This window comes from Actinoplanes sp. NPDC051513 (genome assembly GCF_044454685.1).
Classification (GTDB): Bacteria; Actinomycetota; Actinomycetes; order Mycobacteriales; family Micromonosporaceae; genus Actinoplanes.
Genome location: NZ_JBITDW010000016.1, coordinates 111351 through 127861, shown reverse-complemented (window position 1 = coordinate 127861; position 16511 = coordinate 111351). Strand labels below are relative to the sequence as shown.

Sequence of the window (16511 nt, the reverse complement as noted above, 5' to 3'; positions counted from 1 at the left end):
CCCTAACCCGTGCACACTTGACGGATGGCCGGCGCACTTCCCGATGGCGAACCCGTTCCCACCGACGGGTCCCTCCCGCCCGACGCGGCGGCGAGCGCCGGAAAAAACGGATTTGCCGTATACGTTCATGTGCCGTTCTGCGCGAGCCGCTGCGGCTACTGCGACTTCAACACCTACACGGCGAGCGAGCTGGGCGGCGGCACGAGCCGGGAGGGCTACGCCGACACGGTCCTGCAAGAGCTCCAGCTGGCAAAAAACACGATAAATCCAGAAAGAGTGGACACGGTGTTCGTGGGTGGGGGCACCCCGACCCTGCTCAGTGCCGACGATCTGGGCCGCATCCTCGAGGGCATCGACAAGGCCTGGGGCCTGACCGGCGACGCGGAGGTCACCACCGAGGCGAACCCCGAGTCGGTAACTCCCGAATACCTGCGCCGGCTGCGAGCCAATGGCTTCACGCGGATCAGCCTGGGCATGCAGTCCGCCAGCCCGCACGTGCTCAAGATCCTCGACCGCCGGCACACCGCCGGCCGGGCGCCCCGGGCGGCCCAGGAGGCGAGGAAGGCCGGCTTCGACCACGTCAACCTCGACCTGATCTACGGCACCCCGGGCGAGACCCCGGACGACTTCGCCGCTTCCCTCCAGGCGGTCGTCGAGGCCGGCGCCGACCACGTCAGCGCGTACGCCCTGATCGTCGAGGACGGCACCCGGATGGCCGCGCGGATGCGTCGCGGCGAGCTGCCCTACCCGTCGGACGACGTCGCGGCCGACCGCTATCTGGCCGCCGAGCGGGCCCTGACCGACGCGGGCTTCAGCTGGTACGAGGTCTCCAACTGGGCGACGAGCGAAGATTCCCGCTGCCGGCACAATCTGCTCTACTGGACCGGCGCCGACTGGTGGGGCCTGGGCCCGGGCGCGCACAGCCACGTCGGCGGCGTGCGCTGGTGGAACGTCAAGCACCCCACCACGTACGCGAAAAGGCTCGCCGACGGCGTCTCGCCCGGCCATGCCCGCGAGGTCCTCGCCGAGGAGGACCGCCGCGTCGAGGACATCATGCTGCGGGTGCGCCTCAGCGACGGCATCCCGCTGGACGGGCTCGACGAACGCGGGGCCGAGCAGGCGCTCGAGGACGGTCTGCTCGTGCCGGAGGCGTACGCGAAAGGGCAGTTGATTTTGAATTTGAAGGGCCGCCTGCTGGCGGATGCGGTGATTCGTGACGTCGTGTGACGCCGGGCCCCCGACCCGGCGCGACACCACTACTTGATGATTTTTACCGACATGGGGTAGTTGTACGGCTCGTTGTTGCTGGCCTTCACGCCGGCGATGACACCGAAGATGATGCTGATGAGCCAGGCGGCGGCCGTGATCAGGAAGCCGATGCCGATGCACCAGGTGGCGTATCCGATGAAGCCGACGATCGACCACAGGATCTGGAAGTTCAGCGCCTTGACCGCCTCGGCCCGCACGTGGGGCGACTGGTTGCCCCGGGCGAGCAGGGCGACGAGCGGCGCGATCCAGCCCGCCACGCTCCCGCTGAGGAAGGCGCCGGCCGCGCCGCCGAAGTGGGCGACCAAAATCCAGGTGCGGTCGTCCGTGCTGCCGCCGGGTTGCGGACCGTAGCCGTACTGCTGCGAGGGCGGGTTGTAGCCGCCAGGGGGCGGGTAGCCGCCGGGCGGCTGGTTGTACCCACCCGAGGGCGGGCCGTAGCCACCGGAGGGCGGAGGCGCGTAGCCTCCGGGCGGCGGTGGAGGCGGGGAAGAAGGCGGCGGTGTCGAACCCGACGTCGGATCGTTAGCCGCATACGGATTACCTTCACCGGGCGGGCGAGGTGGTTCAGTCATGGCTGACACCGTAGGACCGCAGCTCAATACGGTCGAGAGCGACATGCGGTACGAGTCGATGAATAGACAGTCCACTCGATCATCGCGCCACCGGTCACGGCGACGTAGACTGGCACTCTGTCACCGGGAGTGCCAAGCTTCGCCAGCGTCCGCGAGGGAGGGGTCATGAGTCTGGATGACCGCAAGCTCGAGGTGCTGCGGGCGATCGTCGAGGACTACGTCGAGACGCAGGAGCCGGTCGGCAGCAAGGCTCTGGTCGAGCGGCACCAGCTGGGCGTCTCCCCGGCTACGGTGCGCAACGACATGGCCGTGCTGGAAGAAGAGGGCTACATCCGCCAGCCGCACACGAGCGCCGGGCGCGTCCCCACCGACGCGGGCTACCGCCTGTTCGTCGATCGCCTCTCCAAGGTCAAGGCGCTGAGCCCGGCCGAGCGCCGCGCGATCGAGCGTTTCCTGATCGGCGCGGTCGACCTCGACGACGTGGTGCATCGCACAGTGCGCCTCCTCGCCCAGCTCACCCGCCAGGTCGCGGTGGTGCAGTACCCGTCGCTGGCCCGCTCGGCCGTGCGCCATCTGGAACTCGTCCCGATCTCCACGACCCGCGTGATGCTCGTGATGATCACCGATACCGGCCGCGTCGAGCAGCGCCTGGTCGAGCTGCCGGGCCCGGTCGCGTCCGACGACGTGACCGATCTGCGCCGCAAGGTCAACGAAAAGCTCGCAGGTCAGCGCATGGCCGACACCCCGCCGCTGGTGCAGGGCCTGGTCGACGACTGCGCCCCCGGCCACCGCAACACGATGGCCTGCCTGGCCAGCGTCCTGCTCGAGACGCTGGTGGAGCGCAGCGAGGAGCGTCTTGCGCTCGCCGGAACGGCGAACTTGACGCGGGGAGGTGTGCTGGACTTCCAGGGCACGCTTCGTCCCGTGCTCGAGGCCCTCGAGGAGGAGGTCATCCTGCTCAAGCTCATCGGCGACCTGGAGCCCAGCAAGACCCGGGTGCGCATCGGCGACGAGAACGAGATAGACAACCTCCGGTCGACCTCGGTGGTCAGCACGGGCTACGGCCCGGGGGCGACTATCGTGGGTGGGCTCGGTGTGCTCGGACCCACCCGGATGGACTACCCCGGCACCATCGCCACGGTGCGTGCGGTGGCACGCTACGTGGGCGACCTGCTGGCCCAGAACTGACGGATTCGCGCTGACAATGAGGACCCCAAACCCCGTGGCCAAGGATTACTACGGCATTCTCGGCGTGAGCCGGGAGGCCACCGACGACGAGATCAAGCGCGCCTACCGGAAGCTGGCTCGGCAGTACCACCCCGACGTCAACCCCGACCCCGAGGCCGCCGAGAAGTTCAAGGACATCAACGCGGCGTACGAGGTCCTGTCCGACGACCAGAAGCGGCAGATCGTCGACCTCGGTGGCGACCCGCTGGCTCCCGGCGGCGGCATGGGCCCCGGCGGTCCGGGCGGTCCCGGCGGCCCGTTCGTCGGCTTCCAGGACATCATGGACGCGTTCTTCGGCACGGCGGCCGGCGGCGGCACCCGTGGCCCGCGCCCGCGTACCCGCCCGGGCGCCGACGCGATCCTGCGCCTCGAGCTCGACCTGGTCGAGACGGCGTTCGGCGTCGAGGCCCCGATCACGGTCGACACCGCGGTCCTGTGCACCCAGTGCTCCGGCGCCGGCACCGCACCCGGCACCCACCTGGCCACCTGCGAGACCTGCGGCGGCCGCGGCGAGGTGCAGAGCGTGCAGCGCACGTTCCTGGGCCAGGTCGTCTCGTCCCGCCCCTGCTCCACCTGCCAGGGCCACGGCACGGTCATCCCGCACCCGTGCCCGACGTGCGCCGGCGACGGCCGCGTCCGCACCCGCCGCTCGCTGACCGTGAAGATTCCGGCCGGCGTCGAAGACGGCATGCGCATCCGCCTGGCCCAGCAGGGCGAGGTAGGCCCCGGCGGCGGCACCGCCGGCGACCTGTATGTCGAGATCCACGAGCGCCCGCACGACGTCTACTCACGCAAGGGCGACGACCTGCACTGCCGCGTCACCCTCCCGATGACCGCGGCCGCGCTCGGCACCCGCCTGACCATCAAGACGCTGGATTCCGAAGAGGCCATCGAGGTCAAGTCGGGCACCCAGCCGGCTTCGACGCTGCGCATCCGCGGCAAGGGCGTGCCCCACTTGCGCGGCCAGGGCCGTGGCGACCTTTTCGTCCACCTCGACGTCAAGACGCCCACCAAGCTCACCGCCGAGCAGGAGCGCATGCTCCGCGAGTTCGCCAAGACCCGCGGCGAGGACGTCGCCGAGCTGAGCAAGCAGGGCGGCTTCTTCAGCCGCATGCGCGACGCCTTCAACGGCCACTAGTTTCATCGGCCCGCGCGTTTCAAAGATCAAGGTCAAGATCATTATTTGATACGGGCCGGGACGAGTCCCCGGTGCGCAGGGCGATCGCCGTCGTTGGTCGCGCCTGTGCCGCCCGCGCCGGGCTGAGCTGCCGGGCAGGAACGAAAGAAGGGCCGGCTTTCGCCGGCCCTTCTGCTGTGTGCGCCCACGCGACGCCGCTGTTCATCCCGGCCCGGCGTGGACGGCGTCTGTGCTAGCGCGTGGCGAGGGATCGGCCGGCGTTGGTGGCGGCCTCGTGGGCGGCCTTCTTCAGGAGCTCGGCGGCCTCGATGAAAGCGTCCATGGCCGGGTTGACGCCGGCCAGGGTGAGCTCGCGCTCGATCAGCGTGAGGTCGGCGCCCCACACGTCGGCGACGATGCGGCGCAGGTAGGCCGTGTTGTGGTCCCAGCCCTCGCGCGGGGTGCCGGGGCCGTAGCCGCCGCCGCGGGTGGTCAGCACCAGGGCGGTCTTGCCCTCCAGCAGCGCAGTGCCGGGCACCGAGCCCGCGATGGTCAGGTCGATCCAGGTCTTGACGTGCTGCGAGACGCCGTAGTTGTAGAGCGGCAGCGCCAGAATCACCGCGTCGGCCTCCTGCAGCTCGCTCGCCAGGCTCGCGGCCAGCGCCCGCGCGTCGCGCTGCTCCTGGGTGTGCTGCTCCTCGGGAACGAACTGGGAGTGGATCGCGGTCGCCCAGGCGTCCGCGGGCAGCGGGTCGGCGCCCAGGTGGCGGCGCACGAACGTGGTCTCCGGCCGGACGGACAGCCACTCGGCCTCGGCCAGGTCGGCGAGCTCGCTGCTGGCCGACCGCGGTCCCTGAATGCTGGCGTCGATGCGAAGAACGGTCACGGCTAAACACTCCCTCAACGGTGGTGTTGAATATTCAACACCGCTCGAGATGAAGCTTGCCACGGCAAGTATTGAATGTTCAAGACGGGTACCCTTCAGTGGTGACAAACACCACGACGCCGCCGCAGGACGACGACGTCCCCTGGCTTGCCGACGACGAGCGCGGCGCCTGGATGACTCTGATCTCCCTGCTGATGAGCCTGCCGACCGCCATCGACATCCAGCTCAAGCGGGATTCGGGCCTGAACTTCTTCGAGTACTCGATCCTGTCCGCGCTCTCCCGGCCGCCCGGCCGGGCCGTGCGGATGAACACGCTCGCCCTGTACGCCGGCGGCTCGGCGTCCCGCCTGTCGCACGCGGTCACCCGCCTCGAGAAGCAGGGCTGGGTGCGGCGCGAGGTGCAGAACTCGGAGATCCGCTGCACCGAGGCGATGATCACCGAGAAGGGGGTGGCCGCGCTGGAGGCCGCCGCCCCCGGTCACGTCCGCGAGGCCCGGCGGCTGGTCTTCGATGCCATCACGCCCGACCAGGTCGCGCAGTTGCGGCAGATCTGCCGCCAGGTCATCGGCGCGACCTCCCCCGAGCTCGCCGTGGCCCTCGACCAGGCGATCGTCGAGGCGGCCCAGGACAGTGCCGGGCCCGGCGCCGCGGCCCTCGACCAGGCGCTCCTCGGCCGGGCGGTCGAGACAGCGTGCACCGCGGCAATCGACCGAGCCGAGCGCGAGCAGGCGGCTCTCGGCAGGGCTGGGCCCGAGCGGGCGGCGGAGTCGTCGTGCACGGCGGCTTTCGATGGGGCCGGGCTCGAGCCGGCCGCCGAGTCGCCGGGTGCCGGGCTCCGCGGTTAGCCGGGTGCGCCGGGCCTGGCTCTGGCTGGTCAAGAACACGCTCAACCGCGTGACGGTGCGGCTCGCCCGGGCGGGGCGCGGGCCGTTCGCGCTGGTCCGGCACGTGGGCCGGAAGACCGGCCGGGCGTATGAGACTCCGTTGCTGCTGGCCCGGCTCGGCGACGACTTCGTGGCGGAGCTGACCTACGGGCCGGACGTCTCCTGGTATCGCAACGTGGAGGCGGCCGGGCGGTGCCGGGTGGTGGTGGGCGGCCGGGAGTACGAGATCGACCGGATCGAGGTGTGCCCGCCCGACGTGGGGTTGCGGGCCTTCGGGAACCCGGCCGCGCTGGTGCTCAGGCTGATGCGGCGCCGGGACTTCCGGCTGCTGGGCCGGAAGAGTTAGCGCCGTTCAGGAACAGGTCGGGGAGCTGTTCCGGATCCATGGCGCCACGGTACGAAGCGCGTGCATCCGCCTGGCGCGAAAGTCGCGCTGGGGCCTTGCGTGGCAGATGGTCGCGTTGCTCGGCGGGGGCCTTGCCCGACGCGTACGAATAGTGGTTCAGATCTTGGTTCTTGCTCGGTCGACGAGTAGGGGGAGGAGTTCGGCGCGCCAGGTGTCGAGATGGATCTGGCCGGAGGACATGCCGCCGTGGGCGAACTCCTGGCGGAAGACCATGGGCTCGATCTCGGTGGCCACGTCGACGCCGACGATGCGGTTGAACGCGGCGTAGAGCATCGCCTCGCACTCGCCCAGGGTCGGTGGGAGGTACGTGCCGGTGAGGTGGTCGCGCATCGCCTGCCACACCCACGGATCGCCGCGCAGGCCCCAGCGATCGGGCAGCGGGTCGAAGAGGTCGTCCACCTGCTTCACAAGGTCAAGCCTGGCACGGGTGCACGTGGTCCGCACGTCGAGAGCCGGACCGACGACGGCTGCCGCGCTAGGACTTCGTGGCGGGGACCGAGGCGGTCAGCGCCCAGTCGTGGCTGATGTCGGCGGCGGTGCGCAGGAGCTTGGGCAGGTGCTCTTCGAGGAGGGTCTCGACCGACGTCTCGGCGGCGTGGACGGTCACGTTGATCGCGGCGATCACGGCGCCGTCGCCGTCGCGGACGCCGGTGGCTATCGAGCGGATGCCGGGGGCGAGGTCCTGGTCGGCCAGGGCCCAGCCCTTCGCCCGCACCTCGCGCAGCGCGGCCTCGAGATCGGGGGGCGCCGGCTGCCAGCGGGCGTTGATGCCGGAGCGGGACGGCTCGGCGAGAACGGCGGCCAGGGTCGCCGGCGACAGGGCCGCCAGCAGCACTTTGCCCATCGAGGTGGCGGGAGCGGGAAAGCGTGTGCCGATCGTGACGGCCAGGGTGACGATCTTGGGTACGGCCACGCGCGCCACATAGACGATGTCGCCGCCGTCGAGCTGGGCCATCGACGTGGACTCGTTGGTCTGGGAGACCAGCTTCTCCATGTGCGGGCGGGCGACCTCCCACATGCTCAGCGAATTGACGTACGCCATACCGAGGTCGAGCACCCGCGGGGTCAGGGCGTAGCCGCGGTCGGCCGAGCGCACGTAGCCGAGCTCTTCCAGGGTGATCAGGATGCGTCGCACGGTGGGGCGGGCCAGGCCGGTGTGACCGGCGATCTCGCTGAGCGTCATGGCGGGCGTGCCGGCGCGGAAGGAGCGCAGGACGTCGAGGCCGCGAGCGAGCGCCTCGATGAAGTCCGGTCCCGTGCCCCTTCCGCTGTCGGTCATTTGCCGAACCCTACTTGGTGTACTGATAGGGGTTGTGCAGGATCCTCGCCTCGGGAATCTCCGGGTTCATGCCGCGCTTCCAGGCGTCTTCGCCCATCGTCTCGCGCAGGTAGTCGATGGTTGCGTTGACCTTGGCGCGGGCCGTGGTGAGATCGGCGTCGACCAGTTCGCCGTCGCGCTTGACCACCTTGCCGCCGACCACGACCGTGTCGACGTCGCCGCGCTGCGCCTGGAAGACCACATGGCCGTACGGGTTGAGCACGGGGAACATCGCGGGCGAGGACTCGTTCTTGATCAGCACGACGTCGCCCTGGCGGCCCGGGGTGAGCGCGCCGATCGAGGAGTCCATGCCGAGCGCCTTGGCGCCGCCGCGGGTGCCCCAGTCGACGACCTGCTCGGCGCGCAGCTGGTGGTGGGTCACGGTCTCTTTCTTGCCGTGCGCCTCCATGTGCTCGCGGACCCGGTCGGCGCTGAGCGTGGTGCGCATCGCCGAGAAGAGGTCGCCGCTCCACCACACGCTGGTGTCCATCGACAGCGACACCGGCACGTCGTGCTTGCGCAGCTGCCAGGTGGGCGGGTAACCCTGGCCGGCGCTCTGCTCGCTCTCGGTGGAGACCGACACCGAGCCGCCGGTGGCGGCGATCCGGTGGTACGAGTCGCTGCTGAGCGAGGCCGCGTGGACGTACACGTTCCCGGGGGTCATGAAGCCGTTCTCGTACATGAGCCGGAGGCCGTCGTCGGTGGTGACGCCCCAGACGCCGGCGTGCGTGGTCACCGGGACGCCCAGGTCGCGGGCCACCTCGAAGGCCGCCTTCTCTTGGAACGCCGGGTCGCCGGGTATGTCGAAGGCGAGCTGGAAGCCGGCCAGCTTCCCGCCGTCGATCCTTCGCCGGTAGAAGTCCTGGAAGGCGTCGGAGGTCGACCACTCCCACGGGCCCTGCTGGATGTTGCCGTACGCGAGCACGAACCGGCCCGGCACCGCCTCGAGCGCGTCGACGGCGGCGTCCGCGTGGTCGGCGGTCTGCAGGCCGTGCGACCAGTCGACGGTGGTGGTGACGCCCGAGTCGATCGCCTCGAGGGCGCCGAGGAGGTTGCCGGCGTAGATGTCCTCGGGGCGGAACAGCTTGCCGGACTCGAGGTAGTACCAGACGAAGTACTGGGTGAGGGTCCAGTCGGCGCCGTAGCCGCGCATGGCGGTCTGCCACATGTGGCGGTGGGTGTCGACCATGCCGGGCATCACCACGCCGCCGGTCGCATCGATCTCGATCGCGCCCTCGGGCGCGGTCAGTCCCGGCCCGACCTCGGCAATCTTTCCGTCAATGATCAGCACATCGCCGTTCAGCACCGTGTGCGCGTCGTCCATGGTGAGAACCAGGCCGTTTTTGAAGATCACCGGCCGGTCGCTTTCGCTCATCGCCCATCCTTTCGAGACATCCGGACCGCTGTCCGCAGAGCGGGCAGGGCGAGTGGCGACAGTGTGCTCTCGGTCACGTGCGGGGGTCAATAGTCTGTTTCGACTTCATTAAGCGGCCGTTGACAGGAGGGGTGATGCGGCGGCAAGCTGACTCAGCGGACGAGTGTCCGCAGAACGGGCGGTGATGATGGCGCAGGGCCCCTTGCACGGTCTGCTGGTGGCGGATTTCTCCCGCATCCTCGCCGGGCCGTACGCGACGATGCTGCTGGCCGATCTCGGCGCGCAGGTGATCAAGGTGGAGGGGCCGGGCGGGGACGACACCCGGACCTGGATGCCGCCGGTGCGTGACGGTGTCTCCACGTACTACCTGGGGATAAACCGGAACAAGCGGTCGGTCGCGCTGAATCTCAAGGACCCCTCGGACCAGGCCGCCGCGCGGGAGCTCGCCCGGCGGGCGGACATCATGATCGAGAACTTCAAACCCGGGGGTTTGTCCAGATTCGGGCTCGACTATGCGTCCGTCGCCGCCGATAATTCGAAGATCATTTATGCCAGCATCAGCGGCTTCGGGTCGGGCCTGGGCGCCGACATGCCGGGGTACGACCTGATGGTTCAGGCCATTTCCGGACTCATGAGTCTTACGGGCGACGCGGACGGGCCGCCCTACCGCGCCGGCATCTCGGTCTTCGACGTGATGGCCGGCATGCACGCCACGATCGGCATCCTGGCCGCCCTCAACCATCGCGCGTCGACCGGCCGCGGGCAGCACGTCGAGGTCAACCTGCTCTCGTCGGCGCTCTCCGGCCTGGTCAACCACTCCAGCGGTTACGTGGCCGGCGGCACGATCCCGTTCCGGATGGGCAATGCGCACCCCAGCCTCTTCCCGTACGAGCCGCTGCCGGTCGCCGACGGCGAGCTGATCGTGATCGCCGGCAACGACGGGCAGTTCCGCAAGCTGTGCCAGGTGCTCGACCTGCCCGACCTGCCGTCCGATCCGCGTTTCGCCCGCAATCAGGACCGTACGGCCAACCGGGAGGAACTGCGTCCGATCCTGGTGGAAAGGCTGAGCAAGCGGAGCAAGGACGAGTGGTTCCGCGATCTGCTCGCGGCCGGGGTGCCGTGCGCGCCGATCAACACGATCGACGGCGGCGTGGCGCTGGCTTCGGAGCTCGGCCTGAACCCGGTGATCGAGACCGGCGGCGTCCCGGGGGTTCGCAATCCGATCACCTTCTCCGACACGCCCGCGCGGTACGAGCTGCCGCCGCCCGGGCTCGACGAACACGGCGAGGAGATCCGCGCATGGCTTCAGACGAGCTGAGCTTTCCCACCGGGCTGGGCACGTCCACCCCTGAGACGATCTACCTCCTCGGGCACGACCTCGCGGCCGATCTGATGGGCAAGGTGGGCTTCGGCGAGCTGGCGTTCTGGCTGGTCGCGGGGCGACGGCCGAGCGCGGCCGAGACGCGGCTGTTCGAGGCGGTGCTGGTGGCGCTGGCCGATCACGGCTTCACGCCCACGGCGATCGCGGCCCGCCTCACGTACCTGTCGGCGCCGGACTCGCTGCAGGGCGCCCTCGCCGCCGGTCTGCTCGGCGGCGGCTCCCGCTTCCTGGGCGTGACCGAGGACTGCGGCAAGTTCCTCGCCGACACCCTGGTCGCCGCGGGCACCGAGCGCGACTACGACGTGATCGCGCTGGACGCCGTGAAGAAGGCCCGCGCGGAGAAGCGGTTCATCCCGGGGCTCGGCCACCCGGTGCACAAGGAACAGGACCCGCGCACGCCGGTGCTGATCGCCATCGCCGAGGAAGAGGGGCTGCGCGGCCCGCACCTGCGGCTGTTCGAGGCGATCGGCCGGGTGCATCCTGAGGTGCTCGGGCGCCGGCTTCCCCTGAACGGGGCCGGTGTCTGCGGCGCGGCGCTGGCCGACCTGGGCCTGCCCACCGACCTGCTGCGCGGCTTCGCGCTGCTGGCCCGCGCGGCCGGGCTGCTCGGCCAGCTCGCCGAGGAGCGCCGCCGCCCGATCGCGAACCAGATCTATCTCACTGTCGACCGGAACGCCGTCTACGAACCCCGAGAGGACTGACTATGGCCAGCATCGTCGCGGTCATCGCCTCCACGCACCATCCGTTCTACTACCGGGCCAGCACGTCCACAGGCGACGACCGCCCGCCGTTCGCGGACGAGTGGGTCCGGAAGATCACCGCGTTCCGCGAGACCCTGACCAGGGCGAACCCGGACGTGCTGGTGATGGTCGGCTCCGACCACTTCCACCAGCTCTGGCTGGACAACATGCCGCAGTTCCTGGTCGGCAAGGCGCCGTTCTACGACGCCAACTGGTACAACGAGGAGCGCGAGTTCGGCCTGCCGAGGATGCTGCTCAAGGGCCAGGAAGACCTCTCGGCGCACATCCTGCGCTCCGGCCTCGACCGGGGCTTCGACCTGGCGTTCAGCAACGAGCTGCGGATCGACCACAGCGTCACCTGCCCGATCATCACGCTGCGGCCCGAGGCCGACCTGCCGATCGTGCCGATCTACACGAACATCTTCGCGCCGCCGCTGCCGCAGCCGTCCCGGTTCGTCGCGCTGGGCGAGGCCATCCGGAAGATCGTCGAGGAGTGGCCCTCGCACCTGCGGGTGGCGGTCATCGGCACCGGGCACCTGTCGCTGGAACTGGGCGGGCCGCGGCAGTTCGGTCCGCACGGGCCCGACCCGGAGTTCGACCGCCGGGCCGTCGAGTGGATCGCCACCGGCGACCTCGACAACTGCCTGCGCGAGGTGTCGTTGGAGAGCCTGCACTCGCCGGGCAACGCCACCCACGGCTTCATGGACTTCATGCTGATGATGGGCGTGGCCGGGGCCGGCGCGAAGGCCGACTACGTGGACAACCTTGACCTGTTCCACACGATGGAGGCTTACTTCACCTGGTACCCGAACGGAGTTCCGGCATGAGCAAGTACCTGCTGAACAAGTTCCTGTACACGGTGGACCGCGATCCGTCCCTCGTCGAGCGCTACCGTGCCGATCCCCGCGAGCTCGTCACCTGGTGGGAGGGTTCTCTCTCGAACGCCCTGCTCAACTGCCCCACCCCGGAGGCGAGCACCTGGCAGCGCCTGACCGGCGAGGAGCGCGAGGCGCTGATCGGGCACGACCACTGCAAGCTGTTCGAGCTGGGCGCGCATCCGTTCCTGACGCTGACGCTGTTCATCGCGATGTTCGAGCGGGACAACACCGAGCCCCTGGAATACCAGAAGGCGTTCGGCGCGCGGATGGCTCACTTCTCGCTGCCGTACCCGGACATCGCGACATGATCCCGGCGGCCGTCCTGCGGATCTGCGGCCGGCCGCCGGCGGTGGAGAAGCGGCCGTCGCCCGTGCCCGGCGTGGGCGAGGTGCCGATCTCCGTGGCGGCCGCGCCGATCACCCCGCTCGACCTGATCTGCGCCTCCGGCACCAGCTACTTCGGGATGCCGGCCACGCCGTACGTGCCGGGGGTGCAGGGGGTCGGCTACCGCGACGACGGCACCCCGGTCTGGTTCGCGACCTCGGCCGGGATGCGCCCGGGTGACGGCAGCATGGCCGCGGCCGTCTCGGTGCCCTACGTGGACGTGGTGCCGCTACCCCGCGGCGTGCCGCTGCCGCTGATCGCGGCGCTCGGGCTCTCCGCGGTCGCCGCACACTCGGCGCTGACCCGCACCGGCGGCCTCACGCCGGGCGAGACCGTGGTGGTGCTCGGCGCCGGCGGCGTGGTCGGCCAGGCCGCGATCCAGCTGGCCCGGCTCTCCGGCGCCGGCCGGGTGATCGCGGTGTCCCGCTCGCCCGAGGCGCTGGATCGGGCGGCGCGGCTCGGCGCCGACGGGGGCGTGCAGCTGCTCCCCGACGACGACCCGATGTCGCTCGCCGATCGGCTGCGCGACGCGTCCGGGCCGGTCGATCTGGTGCTCGACCCGGTCTTCGGGGTGCCGGCCGCGGCTGCGCTGCGCGTGCTGCGCCCGGGCGGCCGGCTGGTCAACCTCGGCAGCTCGGCGGCGGCGACCGCGCCGATCGACTCGGCGTCGCTGCGCAGCGGCTCGCTGCGGGTGCTGGGCTACACCAACAACGCGCTCTCGGTGGCGCAGCGGGCCGAGTCGCTCGCCGAGGTGGCCTCGCTGGCGGCCGACGGACGGCTCACGGTGTCGCACGAGATCGTGCCGTTCGGCGATGTCGCCTCGGCCTGGGTCCGCCAGGCCGACGGCGACACCGAGGGGCGAATCGTCCTGGTGCTATAGCTCTTCCACGGCGAGGGCGGCGATCTCGGCCGGGTCGCTGGTCGCCTCCAGCGCCTTGATCCGGCCACCCTCGATGGTGGCGCGCACGGCGAACCGGGTCTCGCCGCCGACGACCACCACGAAGCCGGCCGCGCCGTCGATGAGCGCGGTCCGGGCGGCCTGGGCGCTGCCGGAGAAGAAGCCCGCCACCACCTCCGCGCCGCGGTGCTGGATGGCGCCGTTCAGCCGCACCTCGACGTCCGGGTCGAGCAAGGTGATCAATGTGCCCAGCTCGCCGCCCCGGGCCGCGGTGAGGAAGGCGTCGACGATCGCCGGGTCGGCGGGGGAGTCGGCGGCCGGGTTGGCGCGCACTCGCCGGCGGGCGCGGCTGGCCAGTTGGCGGGTCGCGTCCGGCGAGCGGCCGACGATCGGCGCGATCTCGTCGAACGAGACGGCGAACAGGTCGTGCAGCACGAAGGCGAGCCGCTCGGCCGGCGCAAGCGTCTCGAGGACGACCAGCAGCGCGAGGCCCACCGAGTCGGCCAGCAGGGCTTCCTGCTCGGGGTCGGGCTCGGAGGCTGGCTGATCCTCCGACGCGTACTCGTCTTCCCGGCGGGCCGTGCGTTGCCGCAGCATGTCGAGGCAGACCCGCCCGACCACCGTGGTGAGCCAGGCCGAGAGGTTGTCGACGTCGCCGCCGGCGCGGCTGAGCCGCAGCCAGGCCTCCTGCACCGCGTCGTCGGCCTCGCCGGTGGCGCCCAGCATGCGCAGCGCCACCGCGCGCAACCGCGGCCGGTTCGCCTCGAACTGCTCGGCCAGCGTCACGTCATCCATCTTTTCGCCCCCTTTGTGGCTTACACCACATCGGTCACATTCCCCGTTCGTGGTTCGTCAACCCACCGACGAACCAAACGGCGCCGATGTGACGGCGCCGGCGAATCAAGGGAGAGAACATCATGACCGCTCGGCTCGAATTCTCCGCGGACCTGATGCCGGACCTGACCAAGGCCGTCAACCTGCTCTACAAGTCCGCGCACTCGGCCGGCGTCGACTCGGCCGTGCTGGAGCTGGTGCACCTGCGGGGCAGCCAGATCAACGGGTGCGGCCCGTGCGTCGACTCGGGGGCACGCAACATGCGCAAGGGCGGGGAGTCCGACGACCGGCTGTTCGCCGTGCCGGTGTGGCGGGAGACCCCGTACTTCACCGACGCCGAGCGTGCGGCGCTCGCTCTTTCGGAGTACGCCACCCGGCTCGCCGATCAGCCCGACGCCGTGCCCGACGCCATCTGGGACGAGGCCGCGAAGCATTTCGACGACCGTCAGCTGGGCGCCATCGTGCTGTGGATCGCGACGACCAACTTCTTCAACCGCCTCAACGTCACGACCCGGCAGCAGGCTCCGCAGAATTGGGGATGAAGCCAGACCGCGCACTGAACTAGCATGCGCGGCATGACGGGGACCGACGCACCACGCCTCGTGCGGCTGGCAGCGAAACTGACCATGGCGCTCGCGCCGGTCGGTCTGCTGCTTCTGCTCGACGGTCTTATGGAGCTGCAGTGGAGGGGCACCACCGACGCGCACGCGCTGGTCGCCCTGCTCGACAAGATTCAAGCCGACTATGGGATCGAGCCGCCCGAGCTGCTGCGCGGGCGGGGCGGCGCGATCCAGCTCGTTGTCCTCGGGGCGGTCTGCCTCGCGTACTCGAGTCTGGGGATCTGGCTGCTGCGCGGGAGCGCCTGGGCGCGCACCACCGCGCTGGTCATGGGCGTGGCGGCCGTGCTCTTCGGGCTCTTCGGGGTGGGCATCGACTCGACCGAGACGCGCACGCTGGCGAACTACTTCGCCGACCTGAACGGCTCGGCGATCGGCGACCAGGGGGTGGCGGTGCGCGCGCTGCTCTACCCCGGTTGGTACTCCTGGGCCGAGGACATCGTGCAGGGCCTTCAGGTGATTCTGTCGCTGGTCGCGCTGGCGGCGCTCGCCTGGGCCGTGATCTCTCATTCCGACTGGTTCACCGGCCGGCGCAACGCCGACGCCGCTCCCGACGAGTGGGACTCGGCGCTCAGCCGGGTACGTGAGCAGTCCCGCAAGCACCTCGAAGCCGATTCCTGACAAGTTCTAGGACCAGGGCGTGCCGTGCTCGCGAGGAACGGCGGCACGCCCGCGGGCGGTCTGGGGCACCCCGGCGCGCCCGACGAACACGCTCGTCAGCCCGGGCGGCCCGGCTTCCGGCCGAGGCCGCCGGGCGCGGGCGATCAGCAGCACGATGATCGCCACCACGGTGGCCAGCCCGGCGGCGACCAGCATCGTCCCGAGGATCGTCGGCGTGACCGGCGATCCCCGGTCCGGCCGCCCCGGCGCGGGGATGACGGCCTGCCCGGTCAGCGTCAGGTCGCCGGTGCCGATCCGCACGGCCACCCGGGCGGGCAGCGAGGGCGGCGTCGCGAAGCACACCAGATAGCGGTCGCGCAGCGTGGACTCGACCTGGTCGAGGGCCGGCACCACGACCGGCTCGCCGGCCGGGGCGAAGAAGCCGCCGGTCGCCGCCGCGGCCGCCGACCAGAACTCGCTCGCCGCGGCCGTGCCGACCACCACGAGGATCGTGCCCGCCGCCCGGAAGTCCTGAGCGAGATCGGCCGCCCGCGGGCCGCCGGCATCGGCGGCCGACGTGTACATCACCACCACCCGGCGGCCGGTCTCGACCCGCGGGAACTGGCCGCGGGCCAGCGCCAGCACGGCCTCGGTGTCCCGCTCGCCGGCGGCGCGCATGCTGGTGAGCGCGCCGACCACCGGGGACGCTCCGCGCAGTTGGCCGGTGATCGGGGTGGCCGGGCGCCGGTCGGGGATGACGACGGCCTGTGTGCTGCCGGGCGCCTCGAGGATGAACCGTGCGGCGGCGCTCAGCCAGGCCGGGAGCGTGGCGGCGCCGGCGGTCGAGGCGTCGACCACGATCGTGACGGCGAGGCCGTCGGACATCACCGGCACCAGGTCGGCGTGCTGGTCGTGGCCGTCCAGCGTGACCTGGACGGTGCGCTTTCCCTTGCCGTTGCTGGCGCCGAGGTCGACGACCAGGGCGGTCTCGCCGCCGCCGCTGAGCACGCCGGTCACGGGCAGCGGGGCGGTCGCGGGCGAGGGGGCGGCGGCCGCCGGCGTGGCGAGCAGAGGCGCGGCGAGCAGAGGCGCCGCGACCATCGCTGCGAGGGCCGCCCAGAGACG

Annotated in this window: 19 protein-coding genes; 12 read left to right on the top strand and 7 right to left on the bottom strand. The window is 70.8% G+C overall.

All coding sequences use genetic code 11. The features are described from left to right. Positions 1-24 precede the first annotated feature (24 nt). Positions 25-1227 carry a radical SAM family heme chaperone HemW gene (gene hemW, locus ACIA5D_RS36095; protein WP_396034905.1) on the top strand — a complete coding sequence of 401 codons (1203 nt, stop codon included), beginning with the start codon at positions 25-27 and terminating at the stop codon, positions 1225-1227. Between the two features lie 29 nt (positions 1228-1256). Here the strand turns inward: hemW and ACIA5D_RS36090 are convergent, their stop codons facing one another. Beyond that, the gene (locus ACIA5D_RS36090; protein WP_396034904.1) at positions 1257-1841 is read right to left on the bottom strand and encodes a DUF4870 domain-containing protein; all 585 of its coding nucleotides are present in this window, start codon (positions 1839-1841) and stop codon (positions 1257-1259) included. Between the two features lie 165 nt (positions 1842-2006). Here ACIA5D_RS36090 and hrcA point away from each other — a divergent pair, with 165 nt between their 5' ends. Both hrcA and dnaJ read left to right on the top strand, forming a co-directional pair. After that, positions 2007-3029, top strand: coding sequence for a heat-inducible transcriptional repressor HrcA (gene hrcA, locus ACIA5D_RS36085; protein ID WP_396034903.1), 1023 nt, complete (start codon positions 2007-2009; stop codon positions 3027-3029). A gap of 34 nt (positions 3030-3063) precedes the next feature. Beyond that, positions 3064-4206 (top strand): molecular chaperone DnaJ, encoded by a 1143-nt coding sequence (gene dnaJ, locus ACIA5D_RS36080; RefSeq protein ID WP_020512640.1) that lies wholly within the window; start codon positions 3064-3066, stop codon positions 4204-4206. Between the two features lie 232 nt (positions 4207-4438). Here the strand turns inward: dnaJ and ACIA5D_RS36075 are convergent, their stop codons facing one another. Next, positions 4439-5071, bottom strand: coding sequence for an FMN-dependent NADH-azoreductase (locus tag ACIA5D_RS36075; RefSeq protein ID WP_396034902.1), 633 nt, complete (start codon positions 5069-5071; stop codon positions 4439-4441). A gap of 101 nt (positions 5072-5172) precedes the next feature. Between ACIA5D_RS36075 and ACIA5D_RS36070 the strand changes: the two genes are divergently transcribed. After that, complete coding sequence (locus ACIA5D_RS36070) at positions 5173-5916, top strand: MarR family winged helix-turn-helix transcriptional regulator (protein WP_396034901.1); 744 nt, start codon at positions 5173-5175, stop codon at positions 5914-5916. Between the two features lie 4 nt (positions 5917-5920). Further along, on the top strand, positions 5921-6301 hold the full coding sequence (locus ACIA5D_RS36065; RefSeq protein WP_396034900.1) for a nitroreductase family deazaflavin-dependent oxidoreductase: 381 nt from the start codon (positions 5921-5923) through the stop codon (positions 6299-6301). Positions 6302-6457: 156 nt separating this feature from the next. On the opposite strand, the gene ACIA5D_RS36060 is transcribed toward ACIA5D_RS36065, so the two are convergent. From ACIA5D_RS36060 to ACIA5D_RS36050, 3 genes are all read right to left on the bottom strand, one after another. Next, complete coding sequence (locus ACIA5D_RS36060) at positions 6458-6769, bottom strand: hypothetical protein (protein WP_396034899.1); 312 nt, start codon at positions 6767-6769, stop codon at positions 6458-6460. A 67-nt stretch (positions 6770-6836) separates the two neighbouring features. Then, a complete protein-coding gene (locus tag ACIA5D_RS36055; RefSeq protein WP_396034898.1) occupies positions 6837-7640 on the bottom strand; it encodes an IclR family transcriptional regulator C-terminal domain-containing protein in 804 nt (267 codons plus the stop codon). A gap of 10 nt (positions 7641-7650) precedes the next feature. Next, positions 7651-9054, bottom strand: a complete 1404-nt coding sequence (locus ACIA5D_RS36050) for an amidohydrolase family protein (protein WP_396034896.1) — start codon at positions 9052-9054, stop codon at positions 7651-7653. Positions 9055-9217: 163 nt separating this feature from the next. Between ACIA5D_RS36050 and ACIA5D_RS36045 the strand changes: the two genes are divergently transcribed. From ACIA5D_RS36045 to ACIA5D_RS36025, 5 genes are read left to right on the top strand one after another with little or no spacing between them, the layout of a single operon-like run. Continuing rightward, complete coding sequence (locus ACIA5D_RS36045; protein ID WP_396034895.1) at positions 9218-10372, top strand: CaiB/BaiF CoA transferase family protein; 1155 nt, start codon at positions 9218-9220, stop codon at positions 10370-10372. Further along, the gene (locus ACIA5D_RS36040; protein ID WP_396034894.1) at positions 10354-11136 is read left to right on the top strand and encodes a citryl-CoA lyase; all 783 of its coding nucleotides are present in this window, start codon (positions 10354-10356) and stop codon (positions 11134-11136) included. Before ACIA5D_RS36045 ends, ACIA5D_RS36040 begins: the two co-directional genes overlap by 19 nt. 2 nt (positions 11137-11138) lie before the next feature. Then, the gene (locus ACIA5D_RS36035; protein ID WP_396034893.1) at positions 11139-12002 is read left to right on the top strand and encodes an extradiol ring-cleavage dioxygenase; all 864 of its coding nucleotides are present in this window, start codon (positions 11139-11141) and stop codon (positions 12000-12002) included. Further along, complete coding sequence (locus ACIA5D_RS36030) at positions 11999-12361, top strand: hypothetical protein (protein WP_396034892.1); 363 nt, start codon at positions 11999-12001, stop codon at positions 12359-12361. The genes ACIA5D_RS36035 and ACIA5D_RS36030 overlap by 4 nt, the downstream gene beginning before the upstream one ends. After that, the gene (locus tag ACIA5D_RS36025; RefSeq protein WP_396034891.1) at positions 12358-13317 is read left to right on the top strand and encodes a zinc-binding alcohol dehydrogenase family protein; all 960 of its coding nucleotides are present in this window, start codon (positions 12358-12360) and stop codon (positions 13315-13317) included. Before ACIA5D_RS36030 ends, ACIA5D_RS36025 begins: the two co-directional genes overlap by 4 nt. Here the strand turns inward: ACIA5D_RS36025 and ACIA5D_RS36020 are convergent. Continuing rightward, a complete protein-coding gene (locus ACIA5D_RS36020; RefSeq protein WP_396034890.1) occupies positions 13312-14130 on the bottom strand; it encodes a sigma-70 family RNA polymerase sigma factor in 819 nt (272 codons plus the stop codon). The genes ACIA5D_RS36025 and ACIA5D_RS36020 overlap by 6 nt on opposite strands. Positions 14131-14252: 122 nt before the next feature. Here ACIA5D_RS36020 and ACIA5D_RS36015 point away from each other — a divergent pair, with 122 nt between their 5' ends. Both ACIA5D_RS36015 and ACIA5D_RS36010 read left to right on the top strand, forming a co-directional pair. Beyond that, positions 14253-14711, top strand: a complete 459-nt coding sequence (locus ACIA5D_RS36015) for a carboxymuconolactone decarboxylase family protein (protein ID WP_396034889.1) — start codon at positions 14253-14255, stop codon at positions 14709-14711. 33 nt (positions 14712-14744) lie between these two features. Further along, positions 14745-15407: a hypothetical protein gene (locus tag ACIA5D_RS36010; RefSeq protein WP_396034888.1), complete on the top strand. Its 663-nt coding sequence runs from the start codon at positions 14745-14747 to the stop codon at positions 15405-15407. 6 nt (positions 15408-15413) lie between these two features. On the opposite strand, the gene ACIA5D_RS36005 is transcribed toward ACIA5D_RS36010, so the two are convergent. Then, on the bottom strand, positions 15414-16487 hold the full coding sequence (locus ACIA5D_RS36005; RefSeq protein ID WP_396034887.1) for a hypothetical protein: 1074 nt from the start codon (positions 16485-16487) through the stop codon (positions 15414-15416). Positions 16488-16511 lie beyond the last annotated feature (24 nt).

Bases quoted from the DNA above. Each gene is read 5' to 3' on its own strand.
- ACIA5D_RS36025 (WP_396034891.1), top strand. From the start codon at position 12,358: ATGATCCCGGCGGCCGTCCTGCGGATCTGCGGCCGGCCGCCGGCGGTG.
- ACIA5D_RS36035 (WP_396034893.1), top strand. From the start codon at position 11,139: ATGGCCAGCATCGTCGCGGTCATCGCCTCCACGCACCATCCGTTCTAC.
- ACIA5D_RS36010 (WP_396034888.1), top strand. From the start codon at position 14,745: ATGACGGGGACCGACGCACCACGCCTCGTGCGGCTGGCAGCGAAACTG.
- ACIA5D_RS36005 (WP_396034887.1), bottom strand. From the start codon at position 16,487: ATGGTCGCGGCGCCTCTGCTCGCCGCGCCTCTGCTCGCCACGCCGGCG.
- ACIA5D_RS36030 (WP_396034892.1), top strand. From the start codon at position 11,999: ATGAGCAAGTACCTGCTGAACAAGTTCCTGTACACGGTGGACCGCGAT.
- ACIA5D_RS36040 (WP_396034894.1), top strand. From the start codon at position 10,354: ATGGCTTCAGACGAGCTGAGCTTTCCCACCGGGCTGGGCACGTCCACC.
- ACIA5D_RS36015 (WP_396034889.1), top strand. From the start codon at position 14,253: ATGACCGCTCGGCTCGAATTCTCCGCGGACCTGATGCCGGACCTGACC.
- hrcA (WP_396034903.1), top strand. From the start codon at position 2,007: ATGAGTCTGGATGACCGCAAGCTCGAGGTGCTGCGGGCGATCGTCGAG.
- ACIA5D_RS36090 (WP_396034904.1), bottom strand. From the start codon at position 1,841: ATGACTGAACCACCTCGCCCGCCCGGTGAAGGTAATCCGTATGCGGCT.
- ACIA5D_RS36020 (WP_396034890.1), bottom strand. From the start codon at position 14,130: ATGGATGACGTGACGCTGGCCGAGCAGTTCGAGGCGAACCGGCCGCGG.
- ACIA5D_RS36055 (WP_396034898.1), bottom strand. From the start codon at position 7,640: ATGACCGACAGCGGAAGGGGCACGGGACCGGACTTCATCGAGGCGCTC.
- hemW (WP_396034905.1), top strand. From the start codon at position 25: ATGGCCGGCGCACTTCCCGATGGCGAACCCGTTCCCACCGACGGGTCC.
- ACIA5D_RS36050 (WP_396034896.1), bottom strand. From the start codon at position 9,054: ATGAGCGAAAGCGACCGGCCGGTGATCTTCAAAAACGGCCTGGTTCTC.